Raw genomic sequence first — 16781 nt, 5'->3', positions numbered from 1 at the left:
GGGGTTCCGCACGCGTTCGAGTGCCCGGGTGGTGGAACATGAAGGTGATGACGAACCCCTTGGTGGTTCAGTTTACGGGAATCGCCGGCGGACGTCTTGTCGGTGCGTTGATTCAGGCACTGAGTATGGTCCTACTCGCGCGTATCTCCGGTCCGTCCGGCTTTGGAATCTTCGCTGCGGCTTATGGTGTCGGACTGGTGCTTCAGACCACTCTGAACTTCGGGTTCACCCCATTTCTGGTTCGGATCCGTGCGTTGGGTGACCAGGAACCCCTCATCGCGTCGACCTTGGAGTTCTCGCGCCGCGCCAACCTGGCCGTCGGTGCATTGCTGGCATTTACCGCGGCGGTAGCCGCGGTCTTCGAGCCGAAGCTTTGGTTCGTAGTGCCGTTGACAGCTTGGGTTGTTCTGGACAATTACGTCGAGACGCTGCTCTCGCTACCACTCGCTGACGGGAATACCTGGCAGAACGCGGTGTCGTTGCTCCTCCGGCGAGCACTTGCTCTCGTTTTTGTTGCGGCCGCTTGGCTCGCAGGAGTCGACGCAGTGTTCTGGTATTCCGTGGGCCTCGCGTTCTCTTCGATGATCGCTGTCTTCGTGGCCATTCGGCTCGGACCGGCGATCACTCGTGTCAGATCGAGACGCTCGTACAAGTCGATCATCGGCAAGTCCTCGCACTTCTGGTTGAATTCCGTTGCTACTCAGACGCGCAACTTCGACGTACTGCTGGTTGGACTTGTCACGTCACCGGCCGTCTCCGGAATCTACGGCGTGACGAGTCGTATCACCACTCCGTTGCGGCTGATTCCCACATCGTTTGCGGCAGTTCTCATGCCTGCGGCGGCGCGCTCGACGACCGGGCGAATCACCCAGGGCATTCTGCGACCCGCGATGTACGTATGCATCGCAAGCGCGGTGATCTTCGGTGTGATCGCAGCTGTCATCCCTGTACTCGTTCCACCGATTTTGGGCGATGCGTACGTAGACGCGGTACCGGTAATGCAGGTCGTCTGCTTCAGTTTGATCTTCGCAGCGATCTCGTCCCAATTGAATGCGATCCTGCAAGGTACGGGCAGAGTTGAAATCGTCTCCTACATAACGGTTGTGAGCACCTTGATCTGCCTCGTCGGAATCGTGCTGGCTGCCCCCCGTTACGGGGCGCTCGGAGCGGGGTGGTCGCTCTCGCTCAGCTATGTACTTCAAACCGCATTGCTGACCTGTGTCGTTGTCGTTGCAATGAGGAGGGATCCCCATGCGTAGGTTCTTCATGAGTATCGCAGCAGCTCAGGGCAATCTGGGTGACATCGAGATACGCCGAACAGCAGTCGACTACATGCGTGAACTGGGGTTCAGACCCGTTGTATTTTCGGGCAGTATGAGCGCGGAGTACGTCGATGCCTTCGATTGGGAACCAACCGACGAGGTGATGGATTCGGGTATCAACTTCTGGCGAGCGATTTTGTCCGATACAGTGCGCCGAAAGCGGGCAGTGATCGTGATGGCACCTGGGCCGGCGGTTCTGGGGGCATCAGCAGCAAGCGTCGTCAAGCACTCGTTGTTGGTGACAGTCTTTGCGGTGCTTCGCATGTTCGGTACACGAGTCCTCGTTTTGGGACGGTCGATCGAGGTACGAAGCCCAATGGCGGCAGTACCCGAGAAGATCCTCGTCGGCGTAGCCGACGTCTACGCGGCACGTGACAAAAGGACGTGTGAGTACCTGCGAGGTAAGAGTCGGTTCTATCCCGATCTCGCGTTCGGGGCCGGTGTATCCGACGGAGCGAAGTCTGCTGGCCGAGAATCTGCGCGCCGAGAAATAGCCTTGCTTTCACTTCGGCATGACCGACCGGTGAACTACGCGTCCCTTCGGTCGATCCAAAGTCAGTTCTCGGCAAATGGTTTGGATTTGATGGCCTGTTGCCAGGTTGTCGAGGACGACAGCCACAACCGCGAAGTTGCTGCGACGCTGGGTATTCCCTACGTGGGATGGGACGATGACACGACCCATCGGCAACAGGAGTCGGCTGTCCGCGCCCTGTACGAGCGCGCCGCCGTAACCGTCAGTGACCGCCTCCATGTTTTGATCCTGAGCGCTCGAGGCGGATCGATACCGGTGATGTCGGGTAGTAGTTCGGTACCGAAGCTGAGGGATTCGCTGGAACCGGTACTCGCACCGCAGGCCTCCTGGATGGACGATGCGACGGGTGGCAGCTTGAATCTAGGGCACGACGAATCTACCCGAATCTCTCGCGGAATGGACTCCGCTGCCGCGGAACTGGAGGATCTGAGATCGCGGATCAAGGAGGCAGTAATGCCGTGAGGGTTTCTCAGTTCTGGTTGTGGGTTCGCTGCTCCCACACAACACAATTCGGCCGATGACTACTCGCAGACAAGTATCTGCTTCGAGGACGGAGTTTCAAGTGAAACGTGCACTGATTACCGGAATTACAGGCCAAGACGGTTCATACCTGGCCGAGCTGTTGTTGAGCAAGGGATACGAGGTCCACGGACTTATTCGTAGATCGTCCACGTTCAATACGGCTCGAATCGATCACATGTATGTGGATCCCCACACGCCGGATGCAAAACTGTTCCTTCATTACGGAGATCTCAGCGACGGGGCGCGTTTGGTCACTCTTCTCGCACAGATACGCCCGGACGAGGTCTACAACCTCGCAGCGCAGTCACATGTACGGGTAAGTTTCGACGAGCCCGAACATACCGGTGACACGACGGGAATCGGGTCGATCAGGCTGCTCGAAGCAGTCCGGATGGCTGGTCTCGAATGCAGGTTCTACCAGGCGTCCAGCTCCGAGATGTTCGGTGCGACACCGCCTCCGCAGGACGAGCAGACTCCCTTCTATCCGCGATCGCCGTACGGTGCGGCGAAGGTGTACTCGTACTGGATCACCAAGAACTACCGCGAGGCGTACGGGATCTTTGCCGTGAACGGAATTCTGTTCAACCACGAATCTCCGCGGCGAGGCGAAACATTCGTAACTCGCAAGATCACGCGAGCGGTGGCGCGGATCAAGGCCGGCCTGGAAAACGATTTGTACATGGGTAATCTCGATGCAATCCGCGACTGGGGCTACGCGCCGGAGTACGTGGAGGGAATGTGGAGGATGCTTCAGGCCGACGAGCCGGACGATTACGTGCTCGCGACAGGCGGTAACTACTCGGTCAAGGATTTCCTGACGGTGGCCTTCGAGCACGCGGGTCTGAACTGGGAAGATCATGTGCGCTTCGACGAGCGCTATCTGCGGCCGACGGAAGTAGACGCGTTGATCGGAGATGCAGGTAAGGCGGAGCAGAAGCTCGGCTGGAAGGCGACTGTACATACCCCCGAGCTGGCTCGAATCATGGTCGATGCGGACATAGAGGCTCTGAAGTGTGAGGGCAAGCCCTGGATCGACCGCCCGAACCTGGTGGATTGGGAGCATGCCCGATGACGGGGGAGTACGCGCAGAAGTCCCTCGATCGGAACGATGCGGTGTACGTCGCGGGCCATCGTGGACTCGTGGGTTCAGCGATCTGGCGTCGTTTGGAGGCCGACGGTTTCAATCGCCTTGTCGGTCGCACGTCCGCCGAACTCGATCTTCGCGACCGCGGTGCCGTGTTCGAGTTCTTCGCCGCCGAGAGGCCGAAGAACGTGGTCCTCGCGGCAGCCAAGGTGGGCGGGATACTGGCGAACAGCACACTGCCGGTGGACTTCATCTCCGACAACCTTCGCATCCAGGTGAACGTGATGGACGCGGCGGCCGAGTTCGACGTAGATCGCCTGCTGTTCCTCGGATCATCCTGCATCTACCCGAAATTCGCTCCTCAACCGATTCGCGAAGAATATTTGCTGACCGGTCATTTGGAACCGACGAACGATGCATATGCCATCGCCAAGATCGCGGGAATCCTGCAGGTACAGGCTGTTCGAAAGCAGTTCGGGCGTCCGTGGATCGCCGCGATGCCGACCAATCTCTACGGCCCGGGTGACAACTTCTCTGCCAAGGGCTCTCATGTGCTGCCAGCCCTCATCAGACGCTTCGACGACGCGCGCCGTGATGGAGCTGCTTCAGTCGTGAACTGGGGCAGCGGGACGCCGAGGCGAGAGTTTCTCCACGTCGACGACATGGCGGATGCCTGCCTTCATTTGCTCGACCACTATGACGGAGCAGAACACGTCAATGTTGGTACAGGCGAGGACCAGAGCATCGCGGAGATCTCTGCGATCGTGGCGGACGAGATCGGGTTCGACGGCGAGATCGAATGGGATCATTCGAAACCTGACGGGACGCCGCGGAAGTTGCTTGACATCGGGAAGCTTCGAGATTTGGGGTGGCAGCCCAAGATTGATCTTCGTGCGGGGATCGCATCGACCGTGGAGTGGTATCGACAGAACGTCGATTCGATCAGGACATGAAGTACTACAGCATTATTCGACGTAAACTCGACTTCGACAGGCAGACATCGTTATGACTTCTCGTATTGCGGTATTCGGCACAGGCTACCTCGGGGCGACACACGCAGCTTGCATGGCCGAGTTGGGTCACGAGGTTCTCGGGGTGGATGTTGATCCGAACAAGCTCGCTATGCTCGAAGCTGGGGAGGTTCCTTTCTACGAACCGGGACTCGAGGAAGTACTGCGCCGCAACATAGCCGCGGGACGTCTTCGATTCACGGCTTCCTACGAGGAGGCCGCAGAGTTCGCCGACATCCACTTCCTCGGCGTCGGTACGCCGCAGAAGAAGGGTGAGTTCGCGGCCGACATGCGATTTGTCGATTCGGTGATCGAGACACTCGCACCCCTCTTGACCAGGCCGACCGTAATCTTCGGGAAATCAACTGTGCCAGTCGGTACAGCAGAGCGATTGGGTGCGCGGGCACGGGAACTGGCGCCTGCCGGACAAGACGTGGAGGTGGCGTGGAACCCGGAATTTCTCCGGGAAGGCTACGCGGTGAAAGACACGCTTCACCCGGACCGGCTTGTGCTCGGGGTCGACCGCAATCGACCCGGACGTGCGGAATCGATTGCGCGTGAAGTGTACGAGCAACTCTTGAACGAAGGTATTCCCTTTGTTGTGACCGACCTTGCGACTTCGGAGTTGGTCAAAGCATCAGCCAATGCATTTCTGGCAACGAAGATCTCGTTCATCAATGCGATCTCGGAGGTGTGCGAGGCTTCAGGTGCGGATGTGACCGTTCTTGCCGATGCCATCGGCCATGACGAGAGAATTGGTAGGCGATTCCTCAACGCCGGAATCGGTTTCGGTGGGGGCTGCTTACCGAAGGACATCCGTGCTTTCATGGCACGTGCTGGTGAGCTGGGAGCAGATCAAGCACTCACATTCCTACGCGAAGTCGACAATATCAACATGCGTCGTCGTACTCGGATGGTCGAACTGGCTCGAGAAGCGTGTGGTTCTCTACTCGGAGCCAATGTGGCGGTTCTCGGTGCAGCCTTCAAGCCTGACTCCGACGACGTGCGCGACTCACCTGCGCTGAACGTTGCCGGGCAGATTCAGCTGCAAGGCGCTGCCGTCAATGTCTATGACCCGAAGGCGATGGGAAACTCGAAGGCGTTGTTCCCCACCCTCACTTACACTTCGAGCGCACTTGAAGCGTGTGCAGGCGCTGATGTCGTCTTGGTTCTGACCGAGTGGGCCGAGTTTCGAAAGTTGTTGCCGTCGGACCTCGAACCTGTCGTCCGCAAGAAGGTCATCATCGACGGACGTAACTGTCTGGAACCGACCACCTGGCGCGACGCAGGGTGGACCTACCGAGGTCTCGGAAGGCCGTAAACCGGTGAAACCTTCACGGAGGGTGGGTGTTGTAGGCATCGAGGGGAAGTGGCCGTGTGCCCGGGACCAAAGTCCGTCAGCGAGCGAGCTGTGGCCGGGGGAGATGCTGGGATAGCCGCTCGTGCATCACAGGGTGAGGGGCATGTTGCCTTGTTCGGTTGGTATGCATCAACTTCCGTCGGCAAGTTGCGTAGTTGGTCGTCGACGGACGTTGGTCCTACGGCCCGCTGTGGTATGTGACCCTTTCATGGTCGGCACAGTCGACTGACGATGTCTAGGAAGTTTCGAGGCTCCGTTGCGGTGGTGAAAAGACCAATGACGCAGTAGAGTTCAGCCTGGCTGCACGTTGTGTCTGCTCTGCGCGATGTGTGAGTGGGCCCGATGTCAGTGTCGCGGGTTTGTCAGTGTCGCGTGTTCGCCACTTCCCGATCATGCATCGGCCAGGAAGTGAGATGTGTGAGATGCCGTGAAGGCCTCTCCCCCCTGGCTGTTTCGGCAAATACCTCGCGCTGTGACGCAGGGACACGCGATAGAAGATTGGCTGCCTCGTTCAGCCTGCATTGAGTGCAGCGGCTCGACAGCGGCTGTCGATTACTACTCGAAGACGTGATACGTGTTCGAGCCGAAGGAGATTCGACGATGGATGTACGGGACTACCTGAAGATTTTGCAGGCACGGTGGAAGATAGTCGCTGTCGTCACTGTGGTCGTGATCTTGGGCGCATTGGGCGCCTCGTTGATTGCCACGCCGATCTACCAGGCTTCCACGCGCCTGTTCGTGTCGACTTCTACCGGAACAACCGTGAACGAGGCTTACCAAGGTAACCAGCTCTCACAGCAGTTGGTCACTTCCTACGCCAAGCTCCTTACCGGCGAGACACTGGCACAGAGAACGATCGATTCAGTCGGGCCCGATCGACTCGGCGGGCTTTCCGCTGCGGAGATTTCGTCCAAGGTGACCGCCACATCGGCGCCGGATACAGTACTGCTCGATTTGAGCGTGCAAGATGCGTCGCCTGAACTGGCACGTGAAATCGCAAATGCGCTCTCGGACGAGTTTGTCGTGATGGTCAAAGATCTGGGTACGCCCGCAAATGGTGGCACAGCACCTGCGCGCGTCGTTGTCGAACAGCGAGCACAAACTCCCGCGGAACCGGTGTCGCCGAAGACTTCGCGGAACGTGGCGCTCGGTGCCGCGATCGGGCTTCTGCTGGGGATCGGGTTGGCTGTGGTGCGTGATCGCCTGGACAACACCGTCAAAGAGCGCAAGGTGGTCGAAGACATCGCCGGCGCGGCGATGGTGGGAACAATTCCGTTCGACAAGGAACGCGAAGTTCATCAAGCGATCAACTTCCACGAGGGCAACTCCGCAAGTGCCGAGGCGTACCGCGAGCTGCGAACCAATCTGCAGTTCCTGGCCGTGGATCGCCCACCGAGTGTCATCGTCGTTACGAGTTCTCTTCCCTCCGAGGGAAAGACCACGACTGCGGTGAACATCGCACTCGTGTTGGCCGAGGCAGGCAAGAAGGTGTGTCTCGTAGAAGGTGACCTCCGTAAGCCTCGCGTTTCGAAGTATCTGGGACTTATCGGAAGCGTTGGTCTGAGCTCGGTCCTGGCCGGGCAAGCAGATCTCGACGACGTACTTCAAGTCACGAGCAATGCTGACCTGACGGTTCTTGCCTCAGGTCCGATTCCCCCGAACCCGAGCGAACTTCTGGGCACTGACACTGCCCATGCGGTCTTTACCGATCTCCGCAGAAGGTTCGACTACGTCATCATCGACGCCTCGCCGTTGCTTCCGGTTACGGATGCTGCAGTTCTTTCAGCGCTGGCGGACGGTGCGCTAGTGATTGCTCGTCACGGCACGACGAAGAGGGAACAGCTGAGCAGGGCGGTCGGCAATCTCCACAGTGTGGGCGCGACGATTCTCGGTACTGTCATCACGATGACCCCGCTGAACGGTCGTGGTGTCTACGAGTACAAGTACTACTACGATTCCGATCCGGTTGTCGCTGACGTGGCCGTGGAAGGGTCCGTGGACAGCAATCCAGTCGGCGAACGAAAGGTCACGTCGACAGTCATCTGACCTGGTCGTACGGTAAATCCCGACGCCTCACAGGGCCCTCGAGCAATGCTCGAGGGCCCTTCTCTGTGTGGTGAATCGGACGCAATTCTCTAGTCGGGTCCTCTGAGTCTGCGACGCGCAGTGCGGAATACGGGTTCATCGGCCGTCGCAGTAATTGGGTAGGCACGGGCATGCGGGATGTGACGCTGCGGTCTGAGCTGTCCCTGCTTGACCAGTGCCTCTATGACTGTCGATCTGGTTGCGCCCGACGGGGCCTTGGGCGTCTTGGTCGGAATCGCGTAGCGAGTGTGGCGGACCGCAGGCGGACCAGCCCGATTCGGCCTCGAGAGTTTCGCAACGCCTAGATGTCGATCTGGCATCCCTCGATGGATTTGGACAGCGGGTGCGGGGGTTGTCGGCCAGCTGCGACTCAGCATGAACGAGTTCTTGGCCGATGTCGGTGGTCATATCGGCCACGGGTCCGTCGGTCGGAGGGCCGGAAAGGGATAGCGTCGACTGCTCTGGGTGAGGCGCTCGCGTATGTCGGCGACCCGGTGGGGCTCAGTCGCGTCCTGGTTACCTGCGACGAAAGGAACCCGGTTTCGCGTAAGGCAATCGAAGCGTGCGGGGGTTTACTCGAGAGCGTGCGCCCAGCTGATCAGTTGTCCCGCAATGTCGGTTGTTCGAGAGACACGCTCCGCTACTGGGTGCGAACGAGCGTGTCGAGCGTCCGTTGACCCTACACGGCCACACACGTTTGCCATGGCCATAGCCATCGCCATCGGTAGCAGTCGCCCCGCTTTGCAGCCGAGCGGCTGCGCAACTCGCATGTCCCTAATTGGGCTGTGCTGCAACTATTTCAGGACATCACCGGCGATCGCTGGCGGTTCACACTCCTCCTTTTGCATGTCTGAATTCTCGGTGTCGCCCGATCGTAGGTTCGCGCAATGCCTGCCAGGAGTAGGTAAGACGCCCAGAGGCGAAGTGCCGAACAATCGTCCAGGGCTGAGTGGATGCTGAGCGCATCAAAGTATGGATTGCAGAGTGTTTACCAACCGCGTGCTGGTTTCCGTCCAAACGCGGAGCCCAAATGGGCTAGGCGATGAAAACTATAGGTACGCAATGGTAATGGTGAGCAATGTTCACTCCTTCTTGTCGGAGGGTGAATAACTGACGTCAATGCTGGCGTCGGGAAGAACTTCGGAAAGCGCTATTGCCACGCTGTCCGGAATGTGGCAAACTCCTCACTGGTACTGACCAGCTAGCCGAAGAGTTGCCAAGATGTGAGTCCTGGCAATATCGAGGCCGGTGACGTCAGCGGGCGAGGAGAAATCGCCGATCGTCCTGTGTTTGGGTTGTTAGTGGACTCTGCTTCAATCACGGGGTGTGAGCTGCGGCAATGCCGCAATAATCGACAGTTGGGCCGAGGCCTGACAATAGTCGCCGGGTTAACTGCAAGGCGCACGTAATGCGACCATACGCACTGAACGCAGCAATGCGGAGCAGTTGCTTCGCTGTCGAAGTTTCGGGAATCGGCAAGGCGGTCCGATGGACCTCGGCCGGTGAACATCTTCAGGCCGAATTCTGTGCATGGGGAAAGGTTTCTGAACACATGACGGTTCTCGAGATGGCCGCGCCCACGAAAGAGCGGCCACAACAACACCGACGAGTAACGCCGGAGAGGGCCGGTGGAGTTTCCGCACGCAGGAAATGGCAATCTGCGTATCTTCGTCGTCTGGCGATCACCGACACGATCATCGTTGCGGCAGTTGTGTTTCTGGCTCAATGGTGGCGATTCGGTAGCGACGCGGATGTCGTCGACGGTGAAGCATTCGGCCATTTCAGCTACACCGCACTGTCTTTCGCCCTGATTATCGGCTGGTTTGCCGTACTGAGGGTATTTCGGACCAGATCTCCTCGCGTGATCGGAAGCGGCCCTGAAGAGTACCGATTGATCGCTGTCGGAACGCTCCGCCTGTTCGGACTGATTGCGATCGCCAGCCTTCTCCTTCACCTGGAGATCGCGCGCCTGTACCTTGCCGTGGCGTTTCCGATGGGATTGACCGCCTTGATCGCGAGTCGTTGGATCTGGCGACGGGTGATTGCTCGTGAGCGAGCCCGAGGTGAATTTCGAACTGCCGTACTTGTGGTCGGTGTGCGAGGGGCGGTTGTCGATCTTGCACGCAACCTCGAGCGCGACGATGCCCATGGATACCGAGTTGTCGGAGTCTGCGTACCCGGCTACGGAGGAGACGTGGGCGAAGTTGTCACAGTGAACGGTCGGGACATTCCGGTGCTCGGAGACGAGCACAGTGTCACCGACGCGATCGAACAGGTCGGTGCCGACACGGTGGCAGTGACGGCGTCGGAGCGGTTCGGACCGGAAAGGCTGCGCACGTTGGCCTGGGATCTCGAGCGCGATCATGTGGACCTTGTTGTTGCACCAGGGATTCTGGATGTGTCCGGGCCGAGGCTCTCGATGCGCCCGGTCGCTGGATTTCCGCTGATCCATGTCGAGCGTCCGCGCTATCACGGCGCGCAGAAGTTCACGAAGACGACCTTCGACATCGTCTTCTCAACCGTGGTACTCGCCGTGATCAGTCCGGTGCTACTGGCGGCTGCGATCGCCGTCAAGCTCACGAGCAAGGGGCCCGTTCTGTACAAGTCCGAGCGGATGGGGTTGGACGGCCAGCCGTTCCCCATGCTCAAGTTCCGCTCGATGGTCCAGAATGCGGATTCACAGGTCACGGCGCTGATGAAGGAGAACGAAGGCGCCGGAGTGCTTTTCAAGATGCGAGACGATCCGCGTGTGACGACGGTCGGTCGATTCATGCGCCGATACTCGATCGACGAGTTGCCCCAGTTCGTCAATGTCCTCCGGCGTGAGATGAGCGTTGTAGGCCCGCGGCCACCGCTTCGGCGCGAGGTCGAGATGTACGACGGTGCGGTCAGTCGTCGGCTACTGGTCAAGCCCGGTGTCACCGGCCTGTGGCAGGTCAGCGGACGTTCTGATCTTTCGTGGGAAGACACTGTCCGCCTGGATCTTTCCTACGTCGACAACTGGTCGATGATGGGTGACGTCATGATCGTCGCGAAGACGCTCAAGGCGGTGGTGGGAAGTGATGGCGCCTACTGACAAGAAGGCGGTACCGGCGCCTTGCGAAAATGAGGCACCGAACAATCCGCTGATCTTGCGAACGGCATTGGTGATCGCGGTCATCGGCGCGAGCGGAGCCTTTCAGGCGTACACGCAGAGGACAGCGCTCGGATCGTTGCTCGTACACGGTTCGGCCGTTCTTTCGGCGACACTTGCGTTGGTCTACTTCCTCGACCGGCGATACTCACGCAATACGACGTGGCCTGTCTTCACGCTTATGATCTCGGCCGGCGTCCCGGCAACCAGCTGGTACTGGTCGACACTGCCCCGGAACTCCGCCGTCGCCGGCATCGTCGTCGTGTGCCTGGCGATCACGGGAATCATCGTCGCCCGTGAGTTGACCTTCGCGGTGCGAGTGCGGACTGTTGCCCTCACCTTGCTGGTACTTCTCGTGCTGTCGCTGATGGTCGTGTTCCTCGATCCTTCGACTGGCATCGACGTGGACACCCGCGCCGTTGCTTATCGCGGAATCTTCACGCACAAGAACACTTTGGGACGAATGGCTGCCATCGAAGTTGTACTTGTCGGTGTCATGCTCATGCTTCCCGACGGCAAGCGTATTCCGTGGGTGGCGGCGCTGGCTGTCGCCGGCATCGTGTTGTTCGAGGCCCGGAGCCAGACCGGTCTCGTCGCTGCGGGGATTGCGCTGGCGACAATGCTTGCTCTGAGGTGCTTTCGACGGACACCGAACGCTCACCTCGCCTCGACTGTGATCATCGGCCTGTACCTCGGGGTGTCCGGCGCGATGAAGGTGCTCGGACCCGATGTCGCGGCGCTACTCTCGCGAGATGTCACGCTGACCGGCCGGTTACATCTCTGGACGGTATCCGACTACTACGCCGAACAGCGGCCTCTGCTCGGATGGGGCTTCGGCTCGGTGTGGGCGCCGGACAGTGCAGTGGGGCAGATGATTCGGTCAAAGCTGTCCTTTCCGGCGACCAGCGCACACAACGGAATGCTCGACATTCGGCTGCAGATCGGTTGGATCGGATTCCTGCTGCTGTTGGCCGGCTATTACCTGCTTCTGAGCACGGCGCTCGGGCGAGCCCGCAGCAGAACGGAGTACATCGCCGTCGTCGCGATCATGGTTCTCGTCTTCTCGATGGACTTGACGGAGTCGACGCTCTTCTTCGGCGCCATGTGGCTGATCGCATGGGTCTTCCTGGCGCCGTACGGACCCTCGACCCACCGCTCTCACAGTGCGGGCAACGCCGAGTTGTCGATCCGTGGGGTTCGTGCCGACAAGAACGACGCGTACAGGTTCGCTCCGGAGCGAAGAGGAGGTCACTGAGATGTACAAGTCGTTCGATGTAGCGCGTTCGAAGCCTGAAGTGAACCCGACGTCCACCGGTGGATTCACGCCGCCGAAAGCCTTGATGTTCCATGCGATCTATCGGAATCCGGGTGGTGAGGAGCAGAGCTTCGCCAACGAATCCAAGCTCCTGAAATCGATCGGATACGAGACGGTTCAGTGCACCACCGAGAATTCCAAGATCTCCCGGGGACCGTGGGCGGCAGTCACCGCAGTGTTCAGTCCTCGCGTACTCGTCGATGCGTTGCGCATCATCCGTTCGGAGCGCCCCGACGTCATCTACGTGAACAATCTCTGGCCGGCGTTCTCGGCTTCGTTGCTCGTGGCCTCAAGAGCCGCCGCAATTCCTACATTGCAGGCGGTTCGGAACTATCGCCTCGCCACACCGTCAGCCAAGTTGCGCGCAGATGGCACGTGCACCGAATGCGGTTCCACCAAATACTTCACGAGTTGTGTCCGCAACGGATGCTACGGAAACAGCCGACTGCAGAGCCTTGTCTGCTACCTGAGCGCTACGGCGGTCAAGCTGAGCGTCTTTGGGTGGAAGCAGCACAGGTTCGTCGCAACGAGCGCGATGACAGCACGTCTGGTCGAAGGACGACTGATCAGTTCTGGCCGCGTCGTGGTTCGTCCGAACTTCGGATTCGAAGAAAATGAACCCGAGTTTCGGAGCACTGATTCGGTTGTGTGCGTCAGCCGACTGACACCGGAGAAGGGCGTCCTGGATTTGGTGCGCAACTGGCCGCAGGGCGCTGGAAGTCCCTCGCTCACAGTTCTCGGTGACGGACCGCAGTACGGCGAGATCTCCAGCATAAGCGCAGCTCTCGACAACGTCACGCTGGCCGGATTCACTTCGCACGAAGATGTGATCGAGATACTTCGCGACAGTGCGGCGTCCGTGGTGCCGTCTCAATGGGCAGAACCGTTCGGACGCGTTGCGATCGAATCGATGTCGGTTGGCACCCCGGTGATCTACGCAACCAACGGTGCACTCGCGGACATCGTCGGACCGGGCGGAACGCCTCTCCATACCTTGGAAGAGTCGTCGATACGCGAGGCCCTCGATCGAATCTTCGGAGCGGACGATCGATCGGCGATACGCAGATCTGCTTATCGTCACTACTCGAATCGCTTCACATCGCGCAAAGCGGCGACGTCGATGCGTGAGCTCATCGACGAGGTGAGATCGTGAAAGATCGCACTCGGCATGTGACATTCATGGCCGATCAAGGGCTTTCGAGCGTCCTCACTTTTGTCGTTCTCACCTCGGTGGCACGACTCGGTGGTCCGATCGAAGTCGGCCAGGTTGCCGTGATTCAATCGGCGGGTCTGTTGGCACTGGCACTGGGGAGAGCGATCGGCGTCGACGTCTGGCTGTCGCGAGGGGCGGGGTCCGACGAGCGTGGACCGGCGTTGGCGCCCACGATCGTGCTGGCGGCGGTATCGGTGACATCGGTGTGGGCACTGTTCGTGATCGCCGGCTCGGACTCGATGAATCTCACGGTATACGCCTTGGCTGCAGCTGGTTTCGTGGTGTTGGACGTGATACGCACGATGCTGATGCACGACGGTGCGAGTTGGATCTCTGTGTCGATACAGATCGTGACACTCTCGTTCGTCCTTATTGCAGCTTTCCTGGTCGAGAATCTGACACTTGCACTCGTGACCTATACGGTCGGTGTCTTCGTCGCGCTCGCTCTCGGTCACGCATCCATGCGTCTGGTACCGCCGGTACCGTCGATCAGGTACTCGCGCACTCACCGATATAGATCCGTGCCGTTTGCGATCGAGATATTGATGGGATCAGCTGCGCAGCAGGCGATGTTCTTGATACTCACTGTGGTGGCGTCGATCTCGATGATCGGTGAGATCAGAACTGCCCAGACACTGCTCGGTCCGCTGTCCTTGATGTTCGCGGGCATCTCGCCAATTCTGATGCGTAAGTTCGGCAGTGGTGTCGAAGCGATGAGCCCGAGCGAGTGCATGGCACTCGGCCGCCGAGTGGGCTTGCAGATCTTCTGGGTTTCGATCATCTGCGTTTCGCTGATCTGTCTCACGCTCGAGATTCGATTCTCGGGAGTGCGATTGATGGATCATCTGGTCGGGTCGCACTTTCCGAACTTGATACCGGTCATTCTGCTGTGCGGGTTGGCGGTGGCGTTCAACGGGATTCTGCTGGGAGTCGGCACGTCGATCCGCGTCGTGGACAAGACGGGAAACCTCAACAGATTTCGCGCCTTGCTGTTACCTCTGCAGTTTCTGATCGTTCTCGGGGCGGGACTGACCGACAGCGCCGTACCCGTCGCAGGAGCATTGGCCGCGTCGGCGTGCGTCAGCGCGAGCGTCGCACTGCTGGTTTCGATGAACCGTGACGCCCGACCGAAAGTTGACCTCTCATGAAGAATCCCAGCGGCGTCGTAGTGGCGATTCTGACCTTCCGTCGTGAATCGGAACTGGCTGTCTGCATCGACAGCGTCCGGGCATCGATCCAGGCTTCCGGTGCCTCCGCCCAGGTCGTAGTAGGCGACAACGATCCGGAATCCACCACGCCGACGTATGTTGCCGACGGGATCGAACGACTGCATCTCGGATTCGGCGGGGTATCTCCGGCGCGACGTGCGCTGGTCGATCTCGCCCGTGCACGAGATCGTCGTTACATCGTCTTCGTCGACGACGACGAGTACGTCGATGTCGACTGGCTGTCGAATCTCCTCACCTGCGCCGCAGATTTCGACGCAGGTGCTGTGGCCGGTCCTGTGATTCCGGTGGGTCTGCCTGCCTCGGAACTTCCATTGCACACTCGCGTTCGCCATTCGACCGGCACCCCGGTTGCGTCTGCAGGCGCTGGAAATCTGTTGTTGGACCTGAAGGCTTTGAACGGCTTGAACTTCAGTGACGACTGGGATCTACCTGGCGGCGAGGACACCGAGTTCACGCTCAGGATGAGCGCCGGCGGTGTCCGGTTGGTGTGGTGCGACGAGGCGCTTGCGTACGAACCGGTAGGCGAGGATCGGCGTCGGGATTCCTGGCTCTTCGCCCGGTATGTCAACAACGGACGAATCCTCGCGGTCTGTCAGGGACAGCTCGAGCTGCCACTGTTGGCGGCTCAGAGTGCCAAACGCGCTCTGCTCGTCCTCGCGTCGGCGACGTTGATCCCCGTTGCCTTGATCAGTCCACGGATCAAGCGCGTGGTTCTCGACAACGGTGCACGCAACATCGGTTGGTTCTCAGAGCGATTCAGCCGCAGCGATTCTCGGACGCCGCGCGCACAGAGGCTGGTGGTAGCGCGATGACACGGTTGTTGATGACGGCATACGCCTGCGATCCGAATCAGGGGAGTGAGTCCGGTGCGGGTTGGGCGCTTCTCTCGGCAGCTTCCGAACTGTGTGAGTCGATCACGGTGGTGACTCGCTCCGGTGAGGCTCCCGCATTGGAATCAGAGTGTGAACAGCTCGGTTGCGAAGTTCGTGTCGTGCGAATAGCGACTTTGCCCGCGGAAGAAGCCGGATCGTACGGTCGATACCTCCGATGGCTCTGGCACACTTCACTGTTCGTTCGGCGTGAAGCGGCAAACTTCGACGTCCTGCACCATGCAACTTTCGCCTCCGACTGGCTGCCCCCACCGGTGCTGTTCGGTGGAGCCGGCGGAGTACGACTGGTATGGGGGCCTGCTGGGGGCAACACCTACCCGCCGATGCGGCTCGCCAAGCGCATCGGTATGCGGTATCTGGCATCCACGGTAGTTCGAACCTGCTCGACGAAAGCCGTTCGGTCACTGACACACATCTTCATGTCCGGACGAGTTGACACTTTCATCGCGATGAACTCCGACAGCGGACGTGGCGCACCGCGGGCACGCAACGTCGTCGTCCAACCCAATTGTGTTCTGGGCTACGACGGAATCGAGAAGCAAGCGGTACCCAGACCGAAACGAAGACTCTTGTTCGTAGGAAGACTGTTGCAATACAAAGGAATCGACCTGATTCTGGATGCGCTCGAGCAGCTGGGTACCGAGTGGTCCATGACCTTTGTCGGGGAGGGACCCGCCCGCGGGCGGATCGAGAAGTCGCTTCCGTATCGGCGCGGTCAGATCACGCTTCGCGGATGGCGCGACAGATCGGAAGTGGTGGGCGAGATGGGGGCCTCCTCCGCTCTGCTCTTCCCGAGCATGCACGATTCGGGCGGCTGGGTGGCGGCCGAAGCGGCTGCGGTGGGCCTGCCGGTGGTCTGTTTGGATCTCGGCGGTGTGCCGACACTGGCAGGTAGGAACGCCGTGACGATCCCGGTTGCTCCGGCGTCGACTCTCGCCTCTCGTATCGCTCGATCGATTGTCGAGACCGAGCTTTCTCTCTTTGAACCGCAACGTGATTGGGCTCGGTCCCGGTTGACATCGGTCTTGTCGCGCAGCTACGGCCAGTGCAATGAACGTCGACAAACGAACTCGGAAAAGTGGTGAG

General features: G+C 59.6%; 13 protein-coding genes. All 13 read left to right on the top strand.

The genetic code is table 11. From position 1 onward, the window contains the following. Window positions 1-47: 47 nt before the first annotated feature. The 13 genes from PCS43_RS18880 to PCS43_RS18825 all read left to right on the top strand — a co-directional run bounded on the left by PCS43_RS18880 (window position 48) and on the right by PCS43_RS18825 (window position 16780). Window positions 48-1259, top strand: a complete 1212-nt coding sequence (locus PCS43_RS18880) for a lipopolysaccharide biosynthesis protein (protein WP_209907882.1) — start codon at window positions 48-50, stop codon at window positions 1257-1259. Next, window positions 1252-2316, top strand: coding sequence for a polysaccharide pyruvyl transferase family protein (locus PCS43_RS18875; protein ID WP_064443238.1), 1065 nt, complete (start codon window positions 1252-1254; stop codon window positions 2314-2316). Before PCS43_RS18880 ends, PCS43_RS18875 begins: the two co-directional genes overlap by 8 nt. Before the next feature lie 100 nt (window positions 2317-2416). Next, a complete protein-coding gene (gene gmd, locus PCS43_RS18870; RefSeq protein ID WP_181991934.1) occupies window positions 2417-3448 on the top strand; it encodes a GDP-mannose 4,6-dehydratase in 1032 nt (343 codons plus the stop codon). Beyond that, complete coding sequence (locus PCS43_RS18865; protein WP_042452275.1) at window positions 3445-4413, top strand: GDP-L-fucose synthase family protein; 969 nt, start codon at window positions 3445-3447, stop codon at window positions 4411-4413. Before gmd ends, PCS43_RS18865 begins: the two co-directional genes overlap by 4 nt. A 52-nt stretch (window positions 4414-4465) precedes the next feature. Further along, window positions 4466-5791, top strand: a complete 1326-nt coding sequence (locus PCS43_RS18860) for a UDP-glucose dehydrogenase family protein (RefSeq protein WP_007726621.1) — start codon at window positions 4466-4468, stop codon at window positions 5789-5791. Between the two features lie 639 nt (window positions 5792-6430). Continuing rightward, entirely contained in the window at window positions 6431-7876 is a 1446-nt protein-coding gene (locus PCS43_RS18855) for a polysaccharide biosynthesis tyrosine autokinase (RefSeq protein ID WP_007726623.1), read from the top strand. A 344-nt stretch (window positions 7877-8220) separates the two neighbouring features. Beyond that, the gene (locus tag PCS43_RS33480) at window positions 8221-8592 is read left to right on the top strand and encodes a GNAT family N-acetyltransferase (protein WP_116057106.1); all 372 of its coding nucleotides are present in this window, start codon (window positions 8221-8223) and stop codon (window positions 8590-8592) included. 875 nt (window positions 8593-9467) lie between these two features. After that, window positions 9468-10991: a sugar transferase gene (locus PCS43_RS18850; RefSeq protein WP_054781086.1), complete on the top strand. Its 1524-nt coding sequence runs from the start codon at window positions 9468-9470 to the stop codon at window positions 10989-10991. Then, window positions 10978-12303 (top strand): O-antigen ligase family protein, encoded by a 1326-nt coding sequence (locus tag PCS43_RS18845; RefSeq protein WP_054831290.1) that lies wholly within the window; start codon window positions 10978-10980, stop codon window positions 12301-12303. Before PCS43_RS18850 ends, PCS43_RS18845 begins: the two co-directional genes overlap by 14 nt. Window position 12304: 1 nt before the next feature. Beyond that, complete coding sequence (locus PCS43_RS18840; protein WP_209907884.1) at window positions 12305-13516, top strand: glycosyltransferase family 4 protein; 1212 nt, start codon at window positions 12305-12307, stop codon at window positions 13514-13516. After that, window positions 13513-14724: a hypothetical protein gene (locus PCS43_RS18835; RefSeq protein WP_058038963.1), complete on the top strand. Its 1212-nt coding sequence runs from the start codon at window positions 13513-13515 to the stop codon at window positions 14722-14724. Before PCS43_RS18840 ends, PCS43_RS18835 begins: the two co-directional genes overlap by 4 nt. Continuing rightward, on the top strand, window positions 14721-15617 hold the full coding sequence (locus PCS43_RS18830; RefSeq protein ID WP_058038964.1) for a glycosyltransferase family 2 protein: 897 nt from the start codon (window positions 14721-14723) through the stop codon (window positions 15615-15617). Before PCS43_RS18835 ends, PCS43_RS18830 begins: the two co-directional genes overlap by 4 nt. Continuing rightward, window positions 15614-16780, top strand: coding sequence for a glycosyltransferase family 4 protein (locus PCS43_RS18825; RefSeq protein ID WP_209907886.1), 1167 nt, complete (start codon window positions 15614-15616; stop codon window positions 16778-16780). The genes PCS43_RS18830 and PCS43_RS18825 overlap by 4 nt, the downstream gene beginning before the upstream one ends. Window position 16781: the final 1 nt, after the last annotated feature.

Source organism: Rhodococcus sp. C-2 (assembly GCF_027854095.1).
In the GTDB taxonomy this organism is placed as follows: domain Bacteria; phylum Actinomycetota; class Actinomycetes; order Mycobacteriales; family Mycobacteriaceae; genus Rhodococcus_F; species Rhodococcus_F qingshengii.
This window is presented reverse-complemented; position numbering and strand designations above follow the sequence as displayed.

Coding starts and splice junctions, on each gene's coding strand:
- PCS43_RS18850 (WP_054781086.1), top strand. CDS start 9,468: ATGACGGTTCTCGAGATGGCCGCGCCCACGAAAGAGCGGCCACAACAA.
- PCS43_RS33480 (WP_116057106.1), top strand. CDS start 8,221: ATGTCGATCTGGCATCCCTCGATGGATTTGGACAGCGGGTGCGGGGGT.
- PCS43_RS18865 (WP_042452275.1), top strand. CDS start 3,445: ATGACGGGGGAGTACGCGCAGAAGTCCCTCGATCGGAACGATGCGGTG.
- PCS43_RS18875 (WP_064443238.1), top strand. CDS start 1,252: ATGCGTAGGTTCTTCATGAGTATCGCAGCAGCTCAGGGCAATCTGGGT.
- PCS43_RS18830 (WP_058038964.1), top strand. CDS start 14,721: ATGAAGAATCCCAGCGGCGTCGTAGTGGCGATTCTGACCTTCCGTCGT.
- PCS43_RS18825 (WP_209907886.1), top strand. CDS start 15,614: ATGACACGGTTGTTGATGACGGCATACGCCTGCGATCCGAATCAGGGG.
- PCS43_RS18840 (WP_209907884.1), top strand. CDS start 12,305: ATGTACAAGTCGTTCGATGTAGCGCGTTCGAAGCCTGAAGTGAACCCG.
- PCS43_RS18855 (WP_007726623.1), top strand. CDS start 6,431: ATGGATGTACGGGACTACCTGAAGATTTTGCAGGCACGGTGGAAGATA.
- PCS43_RS18860 (WP_007726621.1), top strand. CDS start 4,466: ATGACTTCTCGTATTGCGGTATTCGGCACAGGCTACCTCGGGGCGACA.
- PCS43_RS18845 (WP_054831290.1), top strand. CDS start 10,978: ATGGCGCCTACTGACAAGAAGGCGGTACCGGCGCCTTGCGAAAATGAG.
- PCS43_RS18880 (WP_209907882.1), top strand. CDS start 48: ATGACGAACCCCTTGGTGGTTCAGTTTACGGGAATCGCCGGCGGACGT.